Annotated in this window: 13 protein-coding genes; 6 read left to right on the top strand and 7 right to left on the bottom strand. The window is 49.2% G+C overall.

Features of this window, described 5'->3' with window-relative positions:
* Window positions 1-20: 20 nt before the first annotated feature.
* The 5 genes from QNJ26_00410 to QNJ26_00390 form a co-directional block, all read right to left on the bottom strand.
* Window positions 21-2,549: a serine/threonine-protein kinase gene (locus QNJ26_00410; GenBank protein ID MDJ0983972.1), complete on the bottom strand. Its 2,529-nt coding sequence runs from the start codon at window positions 2,547-2,549 to the stop codon at window positions 21-23.
* Between the two features lie 74 nt (window positions 2,550-2,623).
* On the bottom strand, window positions 2,624-3,442 hold the full coding sequence (locus QNJ26_00405) for a general secretion pathway protein GspB (protein MDJ0983971.1): 819 nt from the start codon (window positions 3,440-3,442) through the stop codon (window positions 2,624-2,626).
* 195 nt (window positions 3,443-3,637) lie between these two features.
* Window positions 3,638-5,365, bottom strand: a complete 1,728-nt coding sequence (locus QNJ26_00400; GenBank protein ID MDJ0983970.1) for an AAA family ATPase — start codon at window positions 5,363-5,365, stop codon at window positions 3,638-3,640.
* A gap of 312 nt (window positions 5,366-5,677) precedes the next feature.
* On the bottom strand, window positions 5,678-6,805 hold the full coding sequence (locus QNJ26_00395) for an aminopeptidase (GenBank protein ID MDJ0983969.1): 1,128 nt from the start codon (window positions 6,803-6,805) through the stop codon (window positions 5,678-5,680).
* A 244-nt stretch (window positions 6,806-7,049) separates the two neighbouring features.
* Window positions 7,050-7,967 (bottom strand): HD domain-containing protein, encoded by a 918-nt coding sequence (locus tag QNJ26_00390; GenBank protein MDJ0983968.1) that lies wholly within the window; start codon window positions 7,965-7,967, stop codon window positions 7,050-7,052.
* Between the two features lie 538 nt (window positions 7,968-8,505).
* Here QNJ26_00390 and QNJ26_00385 point away from each other — a divergent pair.
* From QNJ26_00385 to QNJ26_00375, 3 genes are read left to right on the top strand one after another with little or no spacing between them, the layout of a single operon-like run.
* Window positions 8,506-9,147, top strand: coding sequence for an HD domain-containing protein (locus QNJ26_00385; protein ID MDJ0983967.1), 642 nt, complete (start codon window positions 8,506-8,508; stop codon window positions 9,145-9,147).
* A 5-nt stretch (window positions 9,148-9,152) separates the two neighbouring features.
* Window positions 9,153-9,842: a hypothetical protein gene (locus tag QNJ26_00380; GenBank protein ID MDJ0983966.1), complete on the top strand. Its 690-nt coding sequence runs from the start codon at window positions 9,153-9,155 to the stop codon at window positions 9,840-9,842.
* A gap of 4 nt (window positions 9,843-9,846) precedes the next feature.
* Entirely contained in the window at window positions 9,847-11,097 is a 1,251-nt protein-coding gene (locus tag QNJ26_00375; protein MDJ0983965.1) for an IMP cyclohydrolase, read from the top strand.
* A gap of 273 nt (window positions 11,098-11,370) precedes the next feature.
* Here QNJ26_00375 and ltaE read toward each other — a convergent pair whose 3' ends face one another.
* Window positions 11,371-12,405, bottom strand: a complete 1,035-nt coding sequence (gene ltaE, locus QNJ26_00370) for a low-specificity L-threonine aldolase (GenBank protein ID MDJ0983964.1) — start codon at window positions 12,403-12,405, stop codon at window positions 11,371-11,373.
* 258 nt (window positions 12,406-12,663) lie between these two features.
* Here ltaE and QNJ26_00365 point away from each other — a divergent pair, with 258 nt between their 5' ends.
* The 3 genes from QNJ26_00365 to QNJ26_00355 all read left to right on the top strand — a co-directional run bounded on the left by QNJ26_00365 (window position 12,664) and on the right by QNJ26_00355 (window position 17,320).
* The gene (locus QNJ26_00365; GenBank protein MDJ0983963.1) at window positions 12,664-14,619 is read left to right on the top strand and encodes an acetoacetate--CoA ligase; all 1,956 of its coding nucleotides are present in this window, start codon (window positions 12,664-12,666) and stop codon (window positions 14,617-14,619) included.
* Between the two features lie 14 nt (window positions 14,620-14,633).
* Window positions 14,634-15,044: a tRNA (N6-threonylcarbamoyladenosine(37)-N6)-methyltransferase TrmO gene (gene tsaA, locus QNJ26_00360; GenBank protein ID MDJ0983962.1), complete on the top strand. Its 411-nt coding sequence runs from the start codon at window positions 14,634-14,636 to the stop codon at window positions 15,042-15,044.
* Between the two features lie 86 nt (window positions 15,045-15,130).
* On the top strand, window positions 15,131-17,320 hold the full coding sequence (locus QNJ26_00355) for an ATP-dependent RecD-like DNA helicase (protein ID MDJ0983961.1): 2,190 nt from the start codon (window positions 15,131-15,133) through the stop codon (window positions 17,318-17,320).
* On the opposite strand, the gene QNJ26_00350 is transcribed toward QNJ26_00355, so the two are convergent.
* A complete protein-coding gene (locus QNJ26_00350; GenBank protein MDJ0983960.1) occupies window positions 17,304-17,543 on the bottom strand; it encodes a hypothetical protein in 240 nt (79 codons plus the stop codon). The two genes, QNJ26_00355 and QNJ26_00350, sit on opposite strands and share 17 nt — an antisense overlap.
* Window positions 17,544-17,651: the final 108 nt, after the last annotated feature.

The raw sequence follows: 17,651 nt of genomic DNA, 5'->3' as shown, positions 1-17,651 counted from the left end.
GCAGTACATTTCTGAAGTCTTTACAATTCCTGCCGGCAGCGGTTGATGTCTTTGATAACATGGGTGGCGGACTGGTATCGCTTGCTGACACCTTTGCGCAACAATTTATCAATCAGATTTACACAGCATTTCGGAATTTGGGACGCAACTTTTGACAGCGGTTCGTAGTTATTATGGGTGATGGCGTATAAAAGGGCTGTAATATTTTCGCCTTTGAAAGGTTTTTCAGCGCTGAGCATTTCGTATAAAACAATTCCCAGGGAGAAAAGATCCGAGCGGCCGTCAACTTTTTTACCGGACACCTGTTCCGGCGACATATAGTTTGGGGTGCCGAAAATAACCCCTGTTTCAGTTTTGGTTGACGAACTCATGACGCGTGCAATACCAAAATCGGCGACCTTGATTTGATCATTTTCCAGCATGATAATGTTGGCCGGTTTAATATCCCGGTGGACGACACCTTGCGCGTGGGCATAGGCGAGCGCCTCTGCTACTGAAAGCCCCGCACCCATGACCCCATCGATCGGCAACAAACTGTTTTTCTGGCAAAAATGCGTTAGCTCTTTGCCCTTTAGCAACTCCATGGCAATATAGGCCATATCATGATCTTCGCCCACATCAAAAATCGTGACGATGTTGGGGTGTGAGAGTTTACCGGCGGCCTCGGCTTCGCGGAAAAATTGTTCCTTCACATCGTTGAGCTGCTGGGCCTCAACGTCGCTATAGCTGAGCGTTTTGATGGCCACCTCTCGATTGATGCTCGGATCCCTGCCCAGATAGACGGTGCCCATGGCGCCGTGACCCAGTTCTTTGATAATCTCGTAACGCCCCAGGGTGGGTTTGGTGGTTGAATCGGCCCATATGAGCGGGGTATCCTTTTTATGTTGCCCCACCGGCAGGGCGACGGTCTGCTCAATTTTTTCCAGCTGTTTTATCCGTCGCTTGATGTCTTTATATGCGCCGGCCTTTAGGATATGATGGTAAACCGCCAACGCTTTGTTGAACATTCTTTTGCGCTCAAAATCCAGTCCCAGGTTATAGAGCAATGCTTTTACCGATTTTTCGTTAATCGGGCATTTTAAGAATTTTTCAAAAGCCATATCCAACATACCCTGGCTCTGTAGGGACAGTCCCAACGACTTGTTTAACTCAACACTCTCATCTTTCTTGGCATCGGAAATACGCGACCATCCGGTAAAGGCGAAACCCGCAACAGCAAACAGGGCTGGCGTAATGCTGCGCAGCCATTGATCTGAGGTCACAAACAGCAGTATGGCAACACCCATCCAAATCGTCAAAAATAAGGCAAAGATGAGCATCCCGGTTCGTGGCGGGACCTTGGGAATGACCACCAGCAAAAAAAAGCCGAAATATAACAGCACCAATATTTCCAGAACCCGAAACCATGCCGGTCTGGCGATATGATTTCGATTGATCATGTTTTCGACCGCACAGGCGGTAATTTCAATCTCCGAGGCCAAACCATAGCGCGGTATTTGGTAGCGCAGAGCGTAAGCATCAGCGGTCAGTCCGAGCAAAACGACCCTGTTGCGAAATTGTCTGTTTTCGATTTTTCCTTCGAGTACGTCGATAGCTGATATTTTTTGGATGTTGGCCGCCTGGCCGCTGAAATCAATCAGCATATGATGCGGCCCAATGGTGGGGATGCTCAGCTGCCTTATTTTTAGACCTGAAGGCTGCTCCCGCACGTTCCGCATGTGGACACCATAATATTTCAGAGCGACCTGCAGCGCCAATGAAAGAAATTCTCGGTCTTGAAAGCTAATCAACAGCGGAATGCGGCGAATCTTATTATCCGGATCGGCTGTCAGGTTAAGGTGTCCCAATGCACCTGATTTTTTTGACAGCTCAAGAAAGGGTTGTTGCACCTCAGAGACCCGGATGGGTTTGCTGGAGCGCCCATTCAACAAGAATGCGGCCGCTTTGACCGGCAGGTTTTGTTCTACGGGCTTGGGGCTCAATTGGATCGAATTCATTTTTAACCAGCCCGACAGAGGCGCCGGTGTATTGGCATCTGAATCCTGCAACATAAATCGCAGAGGCAAGACGACATTGCGAGCCGATCGAACTGCAGAGATCAACTGTGCATCGTGATCAAGTCGGCCTTGCATTTGGGCCAGCAGTCCGTCAATTTTTTCCAGCGTTTGTATTTGTTTGGATGGCGGTTTTTGGCGAAGTGTTTCTCTGAGATCTTGAATTTCAACACTGCCGGCATTCAACTCCCGGCTGCGGTATAAAACGGAGATGCCCAGCGTGTGCGCACCGTTTTTGGAGAGGATGTTAATGATCTTGGCCATATAAGACCGCGGCCAGGGCCAATCCCCCACTTGCTGTAGACTCCGATCATCGATGGTAACCATGACAACTGGCGTTCCGGCGGTCCTGTTCCTCAACCCCGACATCAGATCATATGCCTTATATTCAAGTAGCAGCAGCGGCCTGAAGCCCAAAAGCATTGCCGCTAAAATGGCGATCATCAGCAACAGGCAGACCGCACGGCTGGAACTCAAAACGCGTTTAATATCCATAGGCATCTAAAGTGGTGGTTTGCGCATCAACAATACCGGCTTTGCCTAATGCAGATGGCCGGTTTCGGGGTCGCTTACCGCAACCCAAATTCAAGTTGCCAGGTTTGGCTGCCGTCGTTGACGATCACATCTTCCTGACGGATTTGGTTGATGGAAAAGCCTTCTATTGATTCGCCTTCTCGCACGATGCGGTCGTTGATGACCGCAATCCGTTGTGAAGCAACCTTTGACCAGGCAATGGCTTGCAGTTTTAAACTGTCGTTATCCAGTTTCTGGTAGGATCTTGTGGCCCGGGCGGACCTTGATGGTGATTTTTTCGCCGGCACAGCTCCAAGAGATCGGGTTTCACGCTGTTCCGCTTTCCTTGTAATTGAAACGGGTCTGCGAGATCTGCTGGGTTTAGCGGTCGGTTCCTTCTCAGCAGCGCGGGCCTGTGGTTCGGATGATGTCATTTGTCTTGTCTGATTTTTCTGCCTTAACTGAGATTGGAGAGATTCGGTGCGCCCTCGGTTAGTGCCGACTCGCTCACCCTCAGATGTTGCCCTGCTTGGTTTTTTTTGCTGATTTAGCGCTGTTGTCGGTTGGGGACCCGGGCGTTTTGATTGCCCTGGTTGGGGCTCTATTTTAGCCTGGAAAACCGGGGGTTTTTCAGATCGACCGGGTGACCCAATTCTGGTGAGGAGCCGGTCTTTTTGGTTGAAGATCAGCCATCCAGCGCCGATGACAACCCCTAAAAGGATCAGCACCCAAACCACCTTGTGCCGCAGCCAGATCCGAAACACACGACCTTTTACGGCCTCTTTGGTATCGATTATCGGCGGCCCGGACTGTAAATCGTCCGGTGGCGGTGTGGTTTGGTCAACTCGTTTTAATGCTTTTAAAATGGTACTCAAACTTTTAAGATCCTTAGTTTTTGAAGCTAAAAGTCCGACCGAGCCGCAGCTGAACGCGTCTAAGTTTGAAAGAATAAAAACACGAAAAAAAACCCTATTTTCGTGTTTTTACGAGAAACACATCAACTTAATTTTAAAAGGGTCGACACGTCTGTTCAAGGTAACCGCTTTATCATATTTTTATCCCAAATAGGGTCATCTGGGCGCGTACAGCTGTGGCATGCTAAAGGAATTTTTTTCTCTGTAAAGGATGATTTTGGTCAACGGGCCAACATATCCGTCTACCGGAATGCCATATTTGGCTTGAATGGATTCCACCGCGTTTTGGGTGAATTCGTCATATTTTTCATCGATGGCCACATTCTCAAAACCGATATCCTGCAACAGCAATTTCAGCGTTATGACCGAATCCTTATACGACTGCGTTGGTATGGTCCCCCAAATAGAATGATAATTTTTCCAGGGCAGATAGGCAACGCCGGACCAGTAGAATTCGAGTTCCTCTAAATCGGTGACAATCCAATCCGTTTTATTTTTGCCTTTTAGCATAATTGCATCACCGTCCAGTCGACTTAACGTCAGATACCCCGGACTTGAACTGCCAGGTGGATAAAATTCGAGTATGGCGGGCAAATTTAATTTCTTTAAAAATACCATATCGGTTTCGAGACGATGGATAAACATTCCGTTGGGTTTGGCCGAAAGGCGAAAGTAGGTCTGATCATCATTAATATCATTTAAATGGGGCGTAAACTGAGCGCCTGTTTGCCATAGCTTCATCGCTTGCTGTAAAGCCGGTTGGCGAGAACTGGGTCCATCCATGTGCATTAAGTAATCGGCCAAACTCATTGTTGAAACACGGTTTTCCGCTGGCGGTGCTGTTGTCGGTTTGATAGGATCGCTGATGTCAGCGCTCGGTGCCGGCGCTTTGGCTTCGGTTTTCACCGCAGCGGTTTGGGCCACAACGGGTGTTTCCAAATCGTCAGGGCCCGTGATCGTCGCCATGATGGTATCCCGAATCGGTTGATAAAAGACGACAACCAGAAACACAATGCTCAACATTGAAATGCCAACCAGCGCCCATTTGCCGGTAGTAATGCCGCTGCTTTTTACCTGCCCTCGAGTGGCAAGCTCTTTTACCGATGCTTTGGCAATACTGGCTGATATTTTAAACTGATTCAAAACGAAGGCGGTTAGCAAGGAGCGGTCACAAACAATGTTGATTAAGCGCGGTATACCTTTTGAGTATTTAAAAATTTGGCGATAAGCGGATCGGTCAAATTTTATGGCCGATTTTTGGGCGGCGATGTTAATGCGGTACTGGATGTATTCCTTGCACTCATTAAATGTTAATGGACTCAGGCGATAGCTGAGCGTGATTCTTTGGCCGACCTGCCGCAGCGCGTGAGAATTAAGCATTTCTGAAAGTTCGGGCTGTCCGACCAGGATAATCTGCAACAGCTTGTCCCGATTGGTTTCTAAATTGGAAAGCAGTCGCAATTGTTCCAAAACGTTGCGATTTAAATTCTGGGCCTCGTCGATGAGCAGGATCACTTTTTTTCCACTGGCCTTCTTTTTGATCAGGAAGGCATTCAGCAGATCAATTAAATCTTTGGTGTTGTCACTGCGGACCTGGATACCAAATTCTTCAATGATGGTTTTCAGCAACTGTCTGGGGCCCATTTTGGGATTGAAGATGTAGGCCGCTTCTACACTGCCGTTGAGGCTTTCAAGAAAAGTTCGGCACAGGGTGGTTTTCCCTGTTCCGACCTCTCCGGTAATTTCAACGAACCCGTCTCCCTGGGAAATCGCATAATTCAAATGGGCCATTGCTTCCTCATGGCTTTTACTTAAATAAAAATAAGCCGGATTTGGCACCAGTTTGAAGGGCTTTTCTTTAAAACCAAAAAACTTATTATACATCTATAACCGCCTTTAAATCCTTTGAAATGGATGAATAAAGACCAAAGAACAGCATCTAAAGGCTGTCACCGCCCTATATCTCAAGATCCGCTTGGTTGCGCAGGTTTTTGATTGATCATTCAGAGGAATCAGGTGCAAAAAATTAGAAGCGGCGGAACCATTCAATTCTTTGTAAGAGGTATGAAATCCTTTAACATTTTTCTTTTGCTGTCTGTGGATATTTTAGTTGAAAATGCGGTATCCGTCAACCTTTCAATCCATCTTCAAGCCGGTGCGTCTTTTAATTTTACTAAATTCCCAAATTTTCGGTTTTCACTGGATCACTTTGCTGCGATGTTCAGTGGGTTGCGCATTCTGAAGGGCCTGGGTTAAAACGCGCTGCCGTTCCTGCGGCTCTTTTTCCGCAAGTTGCCGACATTTTTCATAAAATTTTTCCAGGTCACCCTTGCTATCGGACAGCATTTGGCTAAAGGCCGGTTCCCAATCATGATAGGTTGACACACTGATCAATTGTGCATTGTTTAATGGCTTCTGAAACCAGGCACTATAAACGGCCATTTCGTGATGCGTGGTGCTGACGGTCCTGAATTCGGACCGCATCCGGTTGAAAATGGCTGCTTTTTGGTCTCGTTTTTCCTCTGTTGACAGACTGCTTTCATATACCTGCTTTAGTTGGGTCCGATATTTTGAAACCAGGGCAATGAATTTTTGACGTTGATGCCGCTTGCTTTGCCATTCTGGATAGCCTTTGGCCCGGTTGGTGGCCATTTGCCAGCGTTTAAGACCTTCCTGTTCAACTGCGGTTGCAAAGCTTTCGTTAAAGGCGGTATCATCCGGTATGTACAGCAGTCCATGGGCCAGTTCATGAAATATGAGCGCGACCGTATCGGTATCACTCAGGTGAACAAAGGTGCTCAAGACCGGATCATCAAACCAGCCGAGGGTCGAATAGGCTATTGCACCGCCGATGTACACATCAAGCCCCTGTTGAGCTAAACCATCGGCAAAGCGGCGGGCATCGGCCTCCTTAAAATACCCGCGATAGATTACGCAGCCGACGATCGGAAAACACCAGGTTTTGGGCGTCAATGACAATTCCGGCGCAGCGAATACATTCCAGACCACATAGGGACGGTCCAGTTCCACATAGCTTAAATAATGACCATTGACCGGCAGCAGGAGCTCTTTTTCGGCAAATTCTCTTACGGATTGGATAAATTTAAGTTTGTCTCGCAGTTCTGGTGGTGTTTGCGGATCTTCGATCAGATCAGCAATCGGCTGTCGTTTCTGCAAAATCTGCATTTGACCGTCAATGGCCTGTTCATAATAGGGCAGTGAGCGGCACTGAAGGCAAGTTGATGACCACAACAGCACGACCGTAATACCTAAAATTCTTCTGAGACCGGAAAGTAACGACCGTGTTTTTTCATTTGCTTTCATAGGTGTTAAATTCAGCATCCTGGGGTGCATCTCAAAATAAATAGGTTTCAGGTGTCAGGCCTTCGACGGCCCATTTCTGGCTTTTGTCACTCAGTAGCAGCCACTGTCGCAATGATTTTGTTGTTTTTAGATTTCAGTCTTATTGATACTGACACCTGACACCTGAAACCAAATCAGTATAGATACCTGAAACATACGGTTGCTGGCAAGCATGAAATGAAAAGCAAGATATGGGGGTACAAACTCAAATAAGGCTATAGCAAAATTTTTCAAAAATGATGCGATCAAATTTTCCGGCTTCGACGTCGTTTTTGATGACCTTAAGGGCGTCCAGCGGGCTTTTGGCTCTGCGGTAGGGTCGGTCCTCGTTGGTTAACGCTTCGTAGCAGTCGATGATGCCCAGCAATTGACCGACAAATGAGATGCGCTGCGTTCCCAGCGGGTAGCCGCTGCCATCCAGTTTTTCGTGGTGTTCGAGGGCGCCCTTGGCGATGTCGCCGTCAATGCCGCTTTTGAATTTAATGATAAATTCTCCCAGTTTGGGATGCCGCTTCATGACCTTGAATTCTTTGCCGGTTAATCTGCGGGGCGCTCTCAGGATATTGTCCGGAATCTCGGTTTTACCCACATCATGCAATAAGGCGCTTAAACCCAGGCGTTTGGTTTCCTGTAATGATCTTTTCGAGTAAAAGCAAAAACCCAGCGTCAATGCCATCACATTTACCGAATGAATTACCGTGCTGTAGTCTTTAAATGAAATCGAAGCGATGGTTTTGACCACCTCTGGATTTTTGGAGTACCCGCTGACCAGCATATCCACCGTTTCGGGCAATGCCTTTAGCGTTCCGCTGCGCGGCTCTTTGAGGGTCTCTTCAACCAGGTCGCAAAGGGTTGATTTCACGGCCACCACATTTCCTGTTTGAATACTTGTAAAAATGTGCTGGTTAAAACCGGTTTGCAGCACTTTTATGGCAGTCAATCGATCTTTCTGATGAATATACAGTTCGGACGGATGCCGTTCTTCTGACAGCCGACATTCCGTCAACGATTTGCCCGGTGGCTTGTACAAGACAAAAGAACCGTCTTGAACATAATAGAGCGCGATGTCCTTATAGTAATTAATCTGTGAGTTTCGGATGGGAATGTAATTTTTTTCCTGCACGGTCTGTTGTCTTCCAGTGAAATGTGAAGCCAATAGGGCTGCAATTGTTTCATCGGTCAGTTGAAACAAAAAGTTTACCAAAATATTCAGCCCATTTTATTTCAGATAGCATTGTATGTATTTCTACAATTTTCTGTTGATCCGAGACTCCGGTTTGTAAAATAAATTACAAAAATAAATCCCTAACCTCTTGCAAGATGAATCCAAATTGGTATATGGTCCTGATACCTGAAATGGATTACCTGTGATCCCATACGCCGTCTGTCCCGGGCAGATAGCCACGGTAATCGGTCATCGTTCCACCTTGCCGCGCCCACTTATCCAGGTAAAATACAATGTAATTACGGCATCTTGAGCGTACGAGGGCGATACGCCTACGCATTCTAAATATCAACTAAAGCGATCCATAGCGATTGCTGTCCCAGACGCGTTGGTTCTATACTAGAATTAGACTAGGATGTTACATCAAAAAAAGGGTAAAAATACTAGAACTGACGGTAAGCCATCATCAGACGCCCCTGTAACTGACCGCAGTGTTATGCAGCGGGCACTTGAGCAGATGAAGGATTTTGCCCATAAGTGTTTTCACAGCGCTGCCGGCAGTCATGGCTGGGATCATACCCTCAGGGTATATCGATTATGTGAAAAGCTGGGTCCTGCAGAAAATACAGACATGGATGTATTAAAGGCGGCGGCTTACCTGCACGATATCGGGCGATCTGAGCAGGATGCCGCCAACGGCGGTATCTGTCACGCTGTCAAAGGCGCCCAAATGGCCAAGCCGATTGTCGAATCGCTTCCGCTCTCAAAGCCCCAACAGCAAAATATCATCCATTGTATTCGCACCCACCGCTTTCGCAGTGATCGGCAACCCGCCACCATCGAAGCCAAGGTGTTGTTTGATGCCGACAAATTGGATGCCATTGGTGCGGTTGGGGTGGCCCGGGCATTTCTCTTTGCCGGCGAACTGGGAGCGCGACTGCACAATCCTGACGTTGATGCTGAAAAAACAGAACCGTACTCAATTGATGACACCGGATATCGCGAATTTAAAGTCAAACTCTGTAAAATCAAAGCGCAAATGCTGACTGCAACAGGCCGACAATTGGCCCGCTCGCGCCATGCCTACATGGAAGGTTTTTTTAACCGCTTTTTAGCAGAATATGAAGGAAAGAGGTAACCACTATGAGCATTAATGTCGTAGAAAGGGTAGATGATGTTGTTAAGGTGCATAATGTGCTGGTCAGTGTCTCCGACAAAAGCGGGCTTGAGCAGTTTATTCCGCGCCTGGTTGAGATCAATCCCCAAATTCAGATTTTCTCAACAGGAGGGACCTATGGTCGCATCCGTGAAATTCTGGGAGATGCCGTTTCCGGCCGCCTGATGCAGGTTTCAGATTATACCGGGCAGCCCGAGACCCAAGGCGGGTTGGTCAAGACTTTGGATTTTAAAATATACCTGGGGCTGCTTACAGAGACTTACAATGATGCCCACCAGGCCGACCTGAGTCGCACGAGCAGTGTGTCCATCGATATGGTCGTGGTCAATTTGTATCCTTTCAAACAGACCATATCCCAACCCGATGTCACTGTGGAGCAGGCCAGAGGCAATATCGATATTGGTGGGCCTTGCATGATTCGGGCCTCTGCCAAAAACTACATCCGGGTGGCATCTGTCGTTGATCCGGCTGATTACGAAAAGATCCTGACGGTGCTTAACGAAAACCAGGGCGCCACAACTCTGGATCTACGTTTCCAGCTGGCCCGCAAAGCATTTGACCACACCGCCGTTTATGATCGTACCATTGCCGATTTTTTGGTTTCAAAACCGATCGATGATGTAACTACCTGTTATCAAATTAAAAATAAGGAGTAATATCATGGTTGAAGACCTTAAAAAGATGTATCGCACCGTGATGGATGACCATTTTCCGCCCCAGATGGAAATCAGTTTTGTGGATGCCGACAAACGTCAGACGCTTTTTTATGAGAAAGTGGTCTGGGTTGTCGATGACGTTCAAAAAGGCCTGCGCTATGGTGAGAATCCCGGCCAGGAAGCCGCTTTGTATAAACTGGTCAACGGCAACCTGGTGCTCGGTGAAACCGAAACCCTTCAGCCGGGGCAGTTTCTGGCATCTGACATTGAGCTGCTGCAGTCCGGCAAGCACCCGGGCAAGACCAATCTGACCGATGCCGACAATTCGCTAAACATTTTGCGTTATTTTGTGGACAAACCCAGCGTGGTTATCGTCAAACACAATAACCCTTGTGGAGTGGCCCGAGCCGACACATTGGTCGATGCCTATGTCAAAGCCAATATGGCCGACCGGGTGGCCGCTTTCGGCGGCTGTATTGCCGTTAATCAACCGGTCGATAAAGCCACTGCTGAGGCCATCACCCAACAGTATGCCGAAGTGGTGGTCGCGCCCGATTTTGAGCAGGGTGTGATGGATATCTTTGCCCAGAAACCCAATCTGCGCGTGGTTAAAATCGGAAACATTGAAAGGCTGCAATCGTTTGTGGGGCAAAGATGTGTTGAATTTAAAAGTCTGATCGACGGCGGTATCATTGCCCAGTGGTCGTTTGTGCCGACCACCCGTTCACAGAATGATCTTAAGCTGGCCGAATGTGAGTACAAAGGTCAGCATTACAAGATCAATCGGGAACCCACCGATAAAGAATATGATGATCTGCTTTTTGGCTGGTTGGTGGAATCCGGGATTACGTCTAATTCGGTTATCTACGTCAAAGATGAGGTCACAGTGGGCATCGGTACCGGCGAGCAGGATCGGGTAGGGGTGGCTGAGATTGCCAGAGATAAAGCCTATCGTAAACTGGCCGATCGGTATTGTTTTGAATCCCACGGTCTGCCTTACAATGAATTGACCGATGCGGATAAAAAATCAGCCATTGATGCCCAGGTGGCATCTGAGAAAGGCGGGCTGACTGGGGCTGCCATGGTCAGCGATGCTTTCTTTCCGTTTCGAGATGGAGTTGATGTGGGCCTGCGTGAAGGCATTACGGCGGTCATCCAACCCGGGGGCTCCGGCAACGATTATCAGTCCATCGAAGCCTGCAACGAGGCCGATGCGACGATGGTGTATACGGGCCAACGCAGCTTCAAACATTAAAACTGGGTTCCAAACCCACATCTTTTGCCCGCTGGCGGTGTTACAATTAGGTTCAAAATGCTCGCGTACTAACGTGTACGCTCCACTTTTGAACCTAATTGCGCCTTGCCAGCGAACAAAATCTAAAGGTTTCGAACCCAGTTTACTTCCTTTTTTTCGTCTAACAAACTTCTCATTATGGGCATAACTAAATCGTTTAATAAGTTTCGGACCCAGTTTACTTCCATTAGGTCATCGGCCGTGTGCCATGAGCCCTGAGCCGTATGCCGGATCCTATTCCATTACCTTAGAGACAACGTCTATCGCCCGGTCGATATCATCGGATGAGACCTGATAATGTGTAACGGCTCTGACCCTTTGAGGTCCGACCGGCAGCATTCGAACACCGGCGGCATTGATTTGCTGCGTAAATTGTTGCGCGGTCATCGGTTTACCGGGTAACTCAAAAAAGACGATATTCGTTCGTATTTGATCCGGATCAATGGACAGGCCTGGTATCTGGGCAAGACCCACGGCCAGTTTTTTGGCATTGGCGTGGTCATCCGCCAACCTATCCACCATTTCATTGAGGGCCACAATGCCGGCAGCCGCCAGTACGCCGGCCTGACGCATACCACCACCGAGCAGCTTACGCACCCGACGCGCTTCATTGATAAATTCCTGAGATCCGCAAACCATCGATCCCACAGGTGCCGCCAGGCCCTTACTCAAGCAGAAGGAGACCGAATCGGCTTCAGCGGCCAATTCCCCGGGGTCAACGCCCAGCGCAACGGCGGCATTGAAAAATCGAGCCCCATCGACATGGATTTTTAATTGATGTCGTCGGGCAATATCGCCGACCGCCTGCATATACTCGATTTCAAGCGGGCAGCCATTGCAGATATTGTGTGTATTTTCTAGCAGGATAAGCCGGCTACGGGGAAAATGGACGTTATCGCCGCGGATGGCGGCTTCGATTTCGTCGAGTGCCATTTTGCCGTCCGGTTGATTGGGAACCGTTCGGGGGTGTAAACTACCCACCGCCGCGGATCCGCCCTGCTCGTAAAAAAAAGTGTGGGCGTGACTGCCCAGAATGATCTCGTCACCACGGCCGCAGTGGGCCAGTTCGCTGACCAAATTGGCCATCGTGCCGCTGGTGACATATAAGGCAGCTTCCTTTCCCAATCGATCTGCGGCAATGTCTTCCAGGCGGTTTACGGTCGGATCTTCACCAAAAACATCATCGCCCACCTCTGCTTCGGCCATTGCCTGTCGCATTGTCGCTGTTGGCTGGGTCATCGTATCTGACCGCAATTCGATCATCGGCATTAGAGTTCTCCTTTGCTCCTCATTTTGCACGGCTGTCAACAACTTCAAATCAGTGACCGCTCATCCAATGTGGAATACTGATATCTAAAATTGAGCGTACCTTCAAGCATTAAAGCCTTTGAAGATTCGGTAATTGAAGGCATTTTCTTGACTAATGGATAACAATGGCGGTAAATGACATGATGAAACCAGATTTGCAATCGCAATGATATTCCATCTGGATTTTGAGCTCAGATCACCGTGAAGGGGAGGACAATTATGGCTAAATTGTTGTGGCAACCCACCGAGGAACAAATCAAACAGTCCAATATGTATCGTTTCATGATTTATATAAATGAAACCTACAAGCAGAATTTCAAAGACTATGCGTCTCTTTACGACTGGTCGATTGAGAACATTTCTGAATTCTGGGCGGCTTTCTGGGATTTTGCCGACATCCTGCATTCCAAAACCTATGATGAGGTCATCGATGACAGCGCCAAAATGCCGGGTGCCAAGTGGTTCACGAGCGCCAAACTCAATTTTGCCGAGAATCTGCTGCGCTACCGGGATGATCGGGTGGCGTTGATCTTCAAAGGCGAAGACCAGCCGTCTATCCGGATGACCTACGCCCAGCTTTACGACGAAGTGGCGCGCCTGGCCAAATCGTTGAGAGCGCTGGGGATTCAGCCCGGCGACCGTGTAGTGGGGTTTATGCCCAATATGCCCGAGTCCATCGTTGCCATGCTGGCAGCCACAAGCATGGGCGCGACCTGGTCATCGTGTTCACCGGATTTTGGCATCAAGGGCGTGCTCGATCGCTTTGGTCAGATCAAGCCCAGGGTGCTGTTTACGGCCAACGGATACTCCTTTAAAGGCAAAAAATTGGATTCTCTGGAACGCATCTCAAATATTCTCAAAGAACTGCCATCCATTGAGAAAGTGGTCGTTGTGCCTTACACTGAGGACAAAGCAGATATCAGCGCCATCGCCAATGCCGTTCATTATCAGGATTTCCGCTCATCAGAATCCGACCTGGAAATCGAATTCGAACAACTCCCTTTTGATCATCCCCTGTATATCATGTACTCATCCGGAACCACCGGTTTGCCCAAGTGTATGGTGCAAAGTGCCGGCGGCATTCTGGTGCATCAGTTAAAAGAACACATCCTGCACACCAATTTGCAGCGTGAGGACACGCTTTTTTATTTCACTACCTGCGGCTGGATGATGTGGAATTGGCTGACCTGTGCGCTGGGGGTTGGCGCCACCCTGGTGTTGTTTGACGGCAATCCGTTTCACCCGCACCCGGGCGCACTGTGGGAAATGGCCCAGGATGAGAAAATAACGGTCTTTGGGACCAGTGCCGGCTATATTGCCGCCTTGATGAATGCGGGCGTCAAACCCGCCAAGAACCATGATCTGTCACCGTTGCGCGCTGTTCTTTCCACCGGTTCCCCGCTGTCCATCGAAGGTTTTGAGTTTATTTATGAGGAAGTTAAAGCCGATTTGCAGCTGGCATCCATTTCCGGCGGAACCGATTTAAACGGCTGTTTCGCCCTTGGCAACCCCATGCTGCCGGTTTATGCCGGCGAGCTTCAGTGCCGCGGTCTGGCGATGGATGTGCGCGCCTTTGATGAGCTGGGCAATGAGCTGATCGATGAGCAGGGTGAGCTGGTCTGCTGCAAGCCCTTTCCGTCGATGCCCATCTATTTCTGGGATGACCCGGACGGAAAAAAATACCATAGTGCTTATTTTGATGTGTTTCCCAACATCTGGCGCCATGGCGATTTTGTAACCGTCACCCGGCGCGGCGGAGTGGTGATGCTCGGCAGATCGGATGCCACGCTGAATCCGGGTGGGGTTCGCATCGGCACAGCTGAAATTTACCGACAGCTGGAACAAATGCCGGAAATTGCCGACAGCGTTGTGGTCGGCCAGGATTGGAAAAATGATGTCCGGGTGATTTTATTTGTTAAGCTGGATGAAGGGGTTGAGTTGACAGATGAGCTTAAAGATAACATCCGCCAGACCATCCGCGTCAATGCATCGCCGCGGCATGTGCCTGCTAAAATCATCAGCGTGCCGGATGTCCCCTACACACTTAATATGAAAAAGGTGGAGCTGGCGGTAAAAAAAGTGATCCAGGGCCAGGAAGTGCTCAATAAAGATGCCCTTAGCAATCCGCAGGCGCTGGATTATTATGCAGACATCAAAGAACTCCAAAGTGATTAATCCGGAGAGATACGATGCCACAAACTTTTCAGATATTTCCCGTGGGTAGGCTCAATAAAAAGGAGGAGGCGGCATGGATCGACATCTTTGAGCCTTATGCCGACGCGCTGCTGGGACTGGAGGGTTTTTCTCATATCCTGGTGTTTTTCTGGTTCCATGAAAACGATATGGCCGACCGACGGAATACGTTGCGGGTGTACCCCCGCAAAGACGAAAAAAATCCCCTGACCGGCGTTTTTGGCACTCATTCACCCCTGCGGCCTAATCTGGTCGGGTTGACGCGCTGTAAAATAAATTCAATTGAAGGGCTGCGCATTCACATTGAAGACATCGATGCCTTTGACGGTACGCCAGTCATTGACATTAAGTGCTTTATACCGGATTCACCGCCAGAGTCGGAAATACGACTACCCGATTGGGTCTAAGTGGCAGGATTTGATTTCATCAACGAATACTCGATTTTTTCGAATGAACTCCCATCCAATTTAACTCGTGCAAATGGACACCCGTCATGCCCACCGAATTATCCGGTCAGATAGAAAGGATCACCTTCACCAACGAAGATAACGGCTTTACGATTGCCAAGGTGCAGGTTAAGGGCAAACGCGATCTGGTCACCGTGATCGGGAATTTGATGGCACCCATGCCCGGTGAGATCCTCGACATGCAGGGCGAGTGGACCGTACATCCCAAATTTGGCAAGCAGTTTAAAGTGGCCCAGTTTAAAACCAGGGTTCCGGCCACCGCCAACGGCATTCAAAAATACCTGGGATCCGGCCTGATCAAGGGTATGGGCCCGGTGATGGCCGGCCGCATCGTGGAGCGCTTTGGTGAAAAAACGCTGGATGTTATTGAAAATCAGATCGGGCGCCTGGCTGAAATAAAGGGCATTGGTGAGAAAAGCCTTGCCAATATCGCCAAGGCCTGGGAGGCACAGAAGGACATCCGCGATGTGATGATTTTTTTGCAAAGTCATGGCGTCAGCGCGGTTTATGCAACTAAAATTTTTAAGCGTTACGGGGATCGTTCGGTTGCGGTGGTCAAGCAGAATCCTTATCGCCTCGCGACCGACATTTTCGGCATCGGGTTTCTAAAAGCCGACCAGATTGCCAAAGAGCTCGGTTTTGCAAACGACGCCAGGGTCAGAGTCGAAGCCGGTGTTGTCTATACCTTGCAGCAGCTATCCGATGACGGTCATGTGTTTTATCCCTATGCGCCGCTGATCGAGCGCTGTCAAGATATTCTTGGCGTCGGGCGTGAGCCGATTGTCGGGGCCGTTGGCAGCCTGAATGCCGATCAGCAGATCATTATTGAAGATATCAATGAAGGGCTTGAAGATTTTAAAGCCAACAACAAGGCAGTTTATCTGACCCGATATCATCAATGTGAAATTGGCATCGCCAACCGACTGAAGGCATTGCTCTCCACACCCAAAGCGATGCGTGCGGTTGATTCAGAGCGGGCCATTGAATGGGTCCAGCAACAACTTTCCTTTCGGCCGGCCGAAAAGCAAAAAGAGGCCATCCGGTATGCCCTTGAAAACAAAGTCCTGATACTCACAGGCGGGCCGGGCACCGGTAAAACCACCATTGTAAAGGCAATTCTTAAAATACTGTCACAAATGAAGATCAATATCATGCTGGCGGCGCCCACCGGCAGGGCGGCCAAACGCATGAGTGAAATGACCGGCGAGGCTGCCAAAACGATCCACCGCTTGCTCGAATACAGTATCCATAAACTGGGATTTCAACGAAATGAAAAAAATCCCCTCGAGTGCGATGTGCTCATCGTTGATGAAACCTCGATGATCGACACGATGTTGATGTACCACCTTTTAAAGGCGGTTCCCGCAACCGCCAGCTGTATTTTTGTGGGTGATGTCAACCAGCTGCCGTCGGTGGGCGCCGGCAATGTGCTCAACGATATGATTGCTTCCGGAGCTGTTGCGGTGATCGAGCTGACGGACATATTCCGCCAGGCCAAAGCCAGCCGCATTATCGTCAACGCCCACAAAATTAACGTCGGTGAACTGCCGGTGGTCAGCCAATCTGACATATCCAATCCGCAGAATGATTTTTACTTTATTGAGCAGGAGGACCCTGAGAAGGTTTTGGACATTATTCTGGAGCTGGCTCACAGACGAATCGCGTCGCGTTTTGGCTTCGATGCCATCGACGATATCCAGGTGTTGACACCGATGCACAAAGGGTTGGTCGGGGCCACTAACCTCAACCATCGGCTGCAGACCGTATTAAACCCCGGAAACAGCGGTATTGAGCGCGGAGACCGCACTTTCCGTGTTAACGATAAAGTCATGCAGATCCGCAACAATTATGACAAAGAGGTCTTTAACGGCGATATCGGCCGTATCAGCGCCATTCAAACCGAAGAGCGTCAGCTGACGGTTTGCTTCGACAACCGGTCGGTGGTTTACAATTTCAACGAACTGGACGAGATGGTGCTGGCGTATGCGGTGTCGGTCCATAAATCCCAGGGTTCGGAATACCCGGTCGTCATCCTGCCTGTTCTGACCCAGCACTATATCCTGCTGCAGCGCAATCTCATCTACACGGCCGTCACCCGAGGCCGCCATCTGGTGGTCATGGTTGGCAGCCGCAAGGCGCTGGCCATCGGTGTCAACAACGATAAAACCCAGCAACGATTCACCCGCCTGCGCCATCGACTCAGCCCTTCCGGGTGAACTCGTATCCCTCCGGTGTCAGATAAGCCGCAAAGATATCCACTTTGTCGGTGTCTACCAGTCCTTTTTCAAACAAGGATTGGATGGCGGCTTTTACTGCAGGGACGGATTTCTGCAAGCGCTTTGCGACAATCGTTGTCTCAAGGTAACCCGGCGGTCCGGCCGCATCCCATTCATCGGCTAAAAGCGCCAGCAGATCACGTTCTGCACGATTCAATTCCATTTTTTGCCCCGTCCTCCTTCAGACCGCATTGCATTTGAATTTTACGGCGGACCAGACGAGCGTTTATTTCATTTCATGTCCGCCCCTAACAAACGGTAAGTTCGAGAG

Source organism: Desulfobacterales bacterium, from assembly GCA_030066985.1.
In the GTDB taxonomy this organism is placed as follows: Bacteria; Desulfobacterota; Desulfobacteria; order Desulfobacterales; family JAHEIW01; genus JAHEIW01.
The sequence above is the reverse complement of the archived record's forward strand: the minus strand, read 5'-3'. Positions and strand labels throughout refer to the sequence as shown.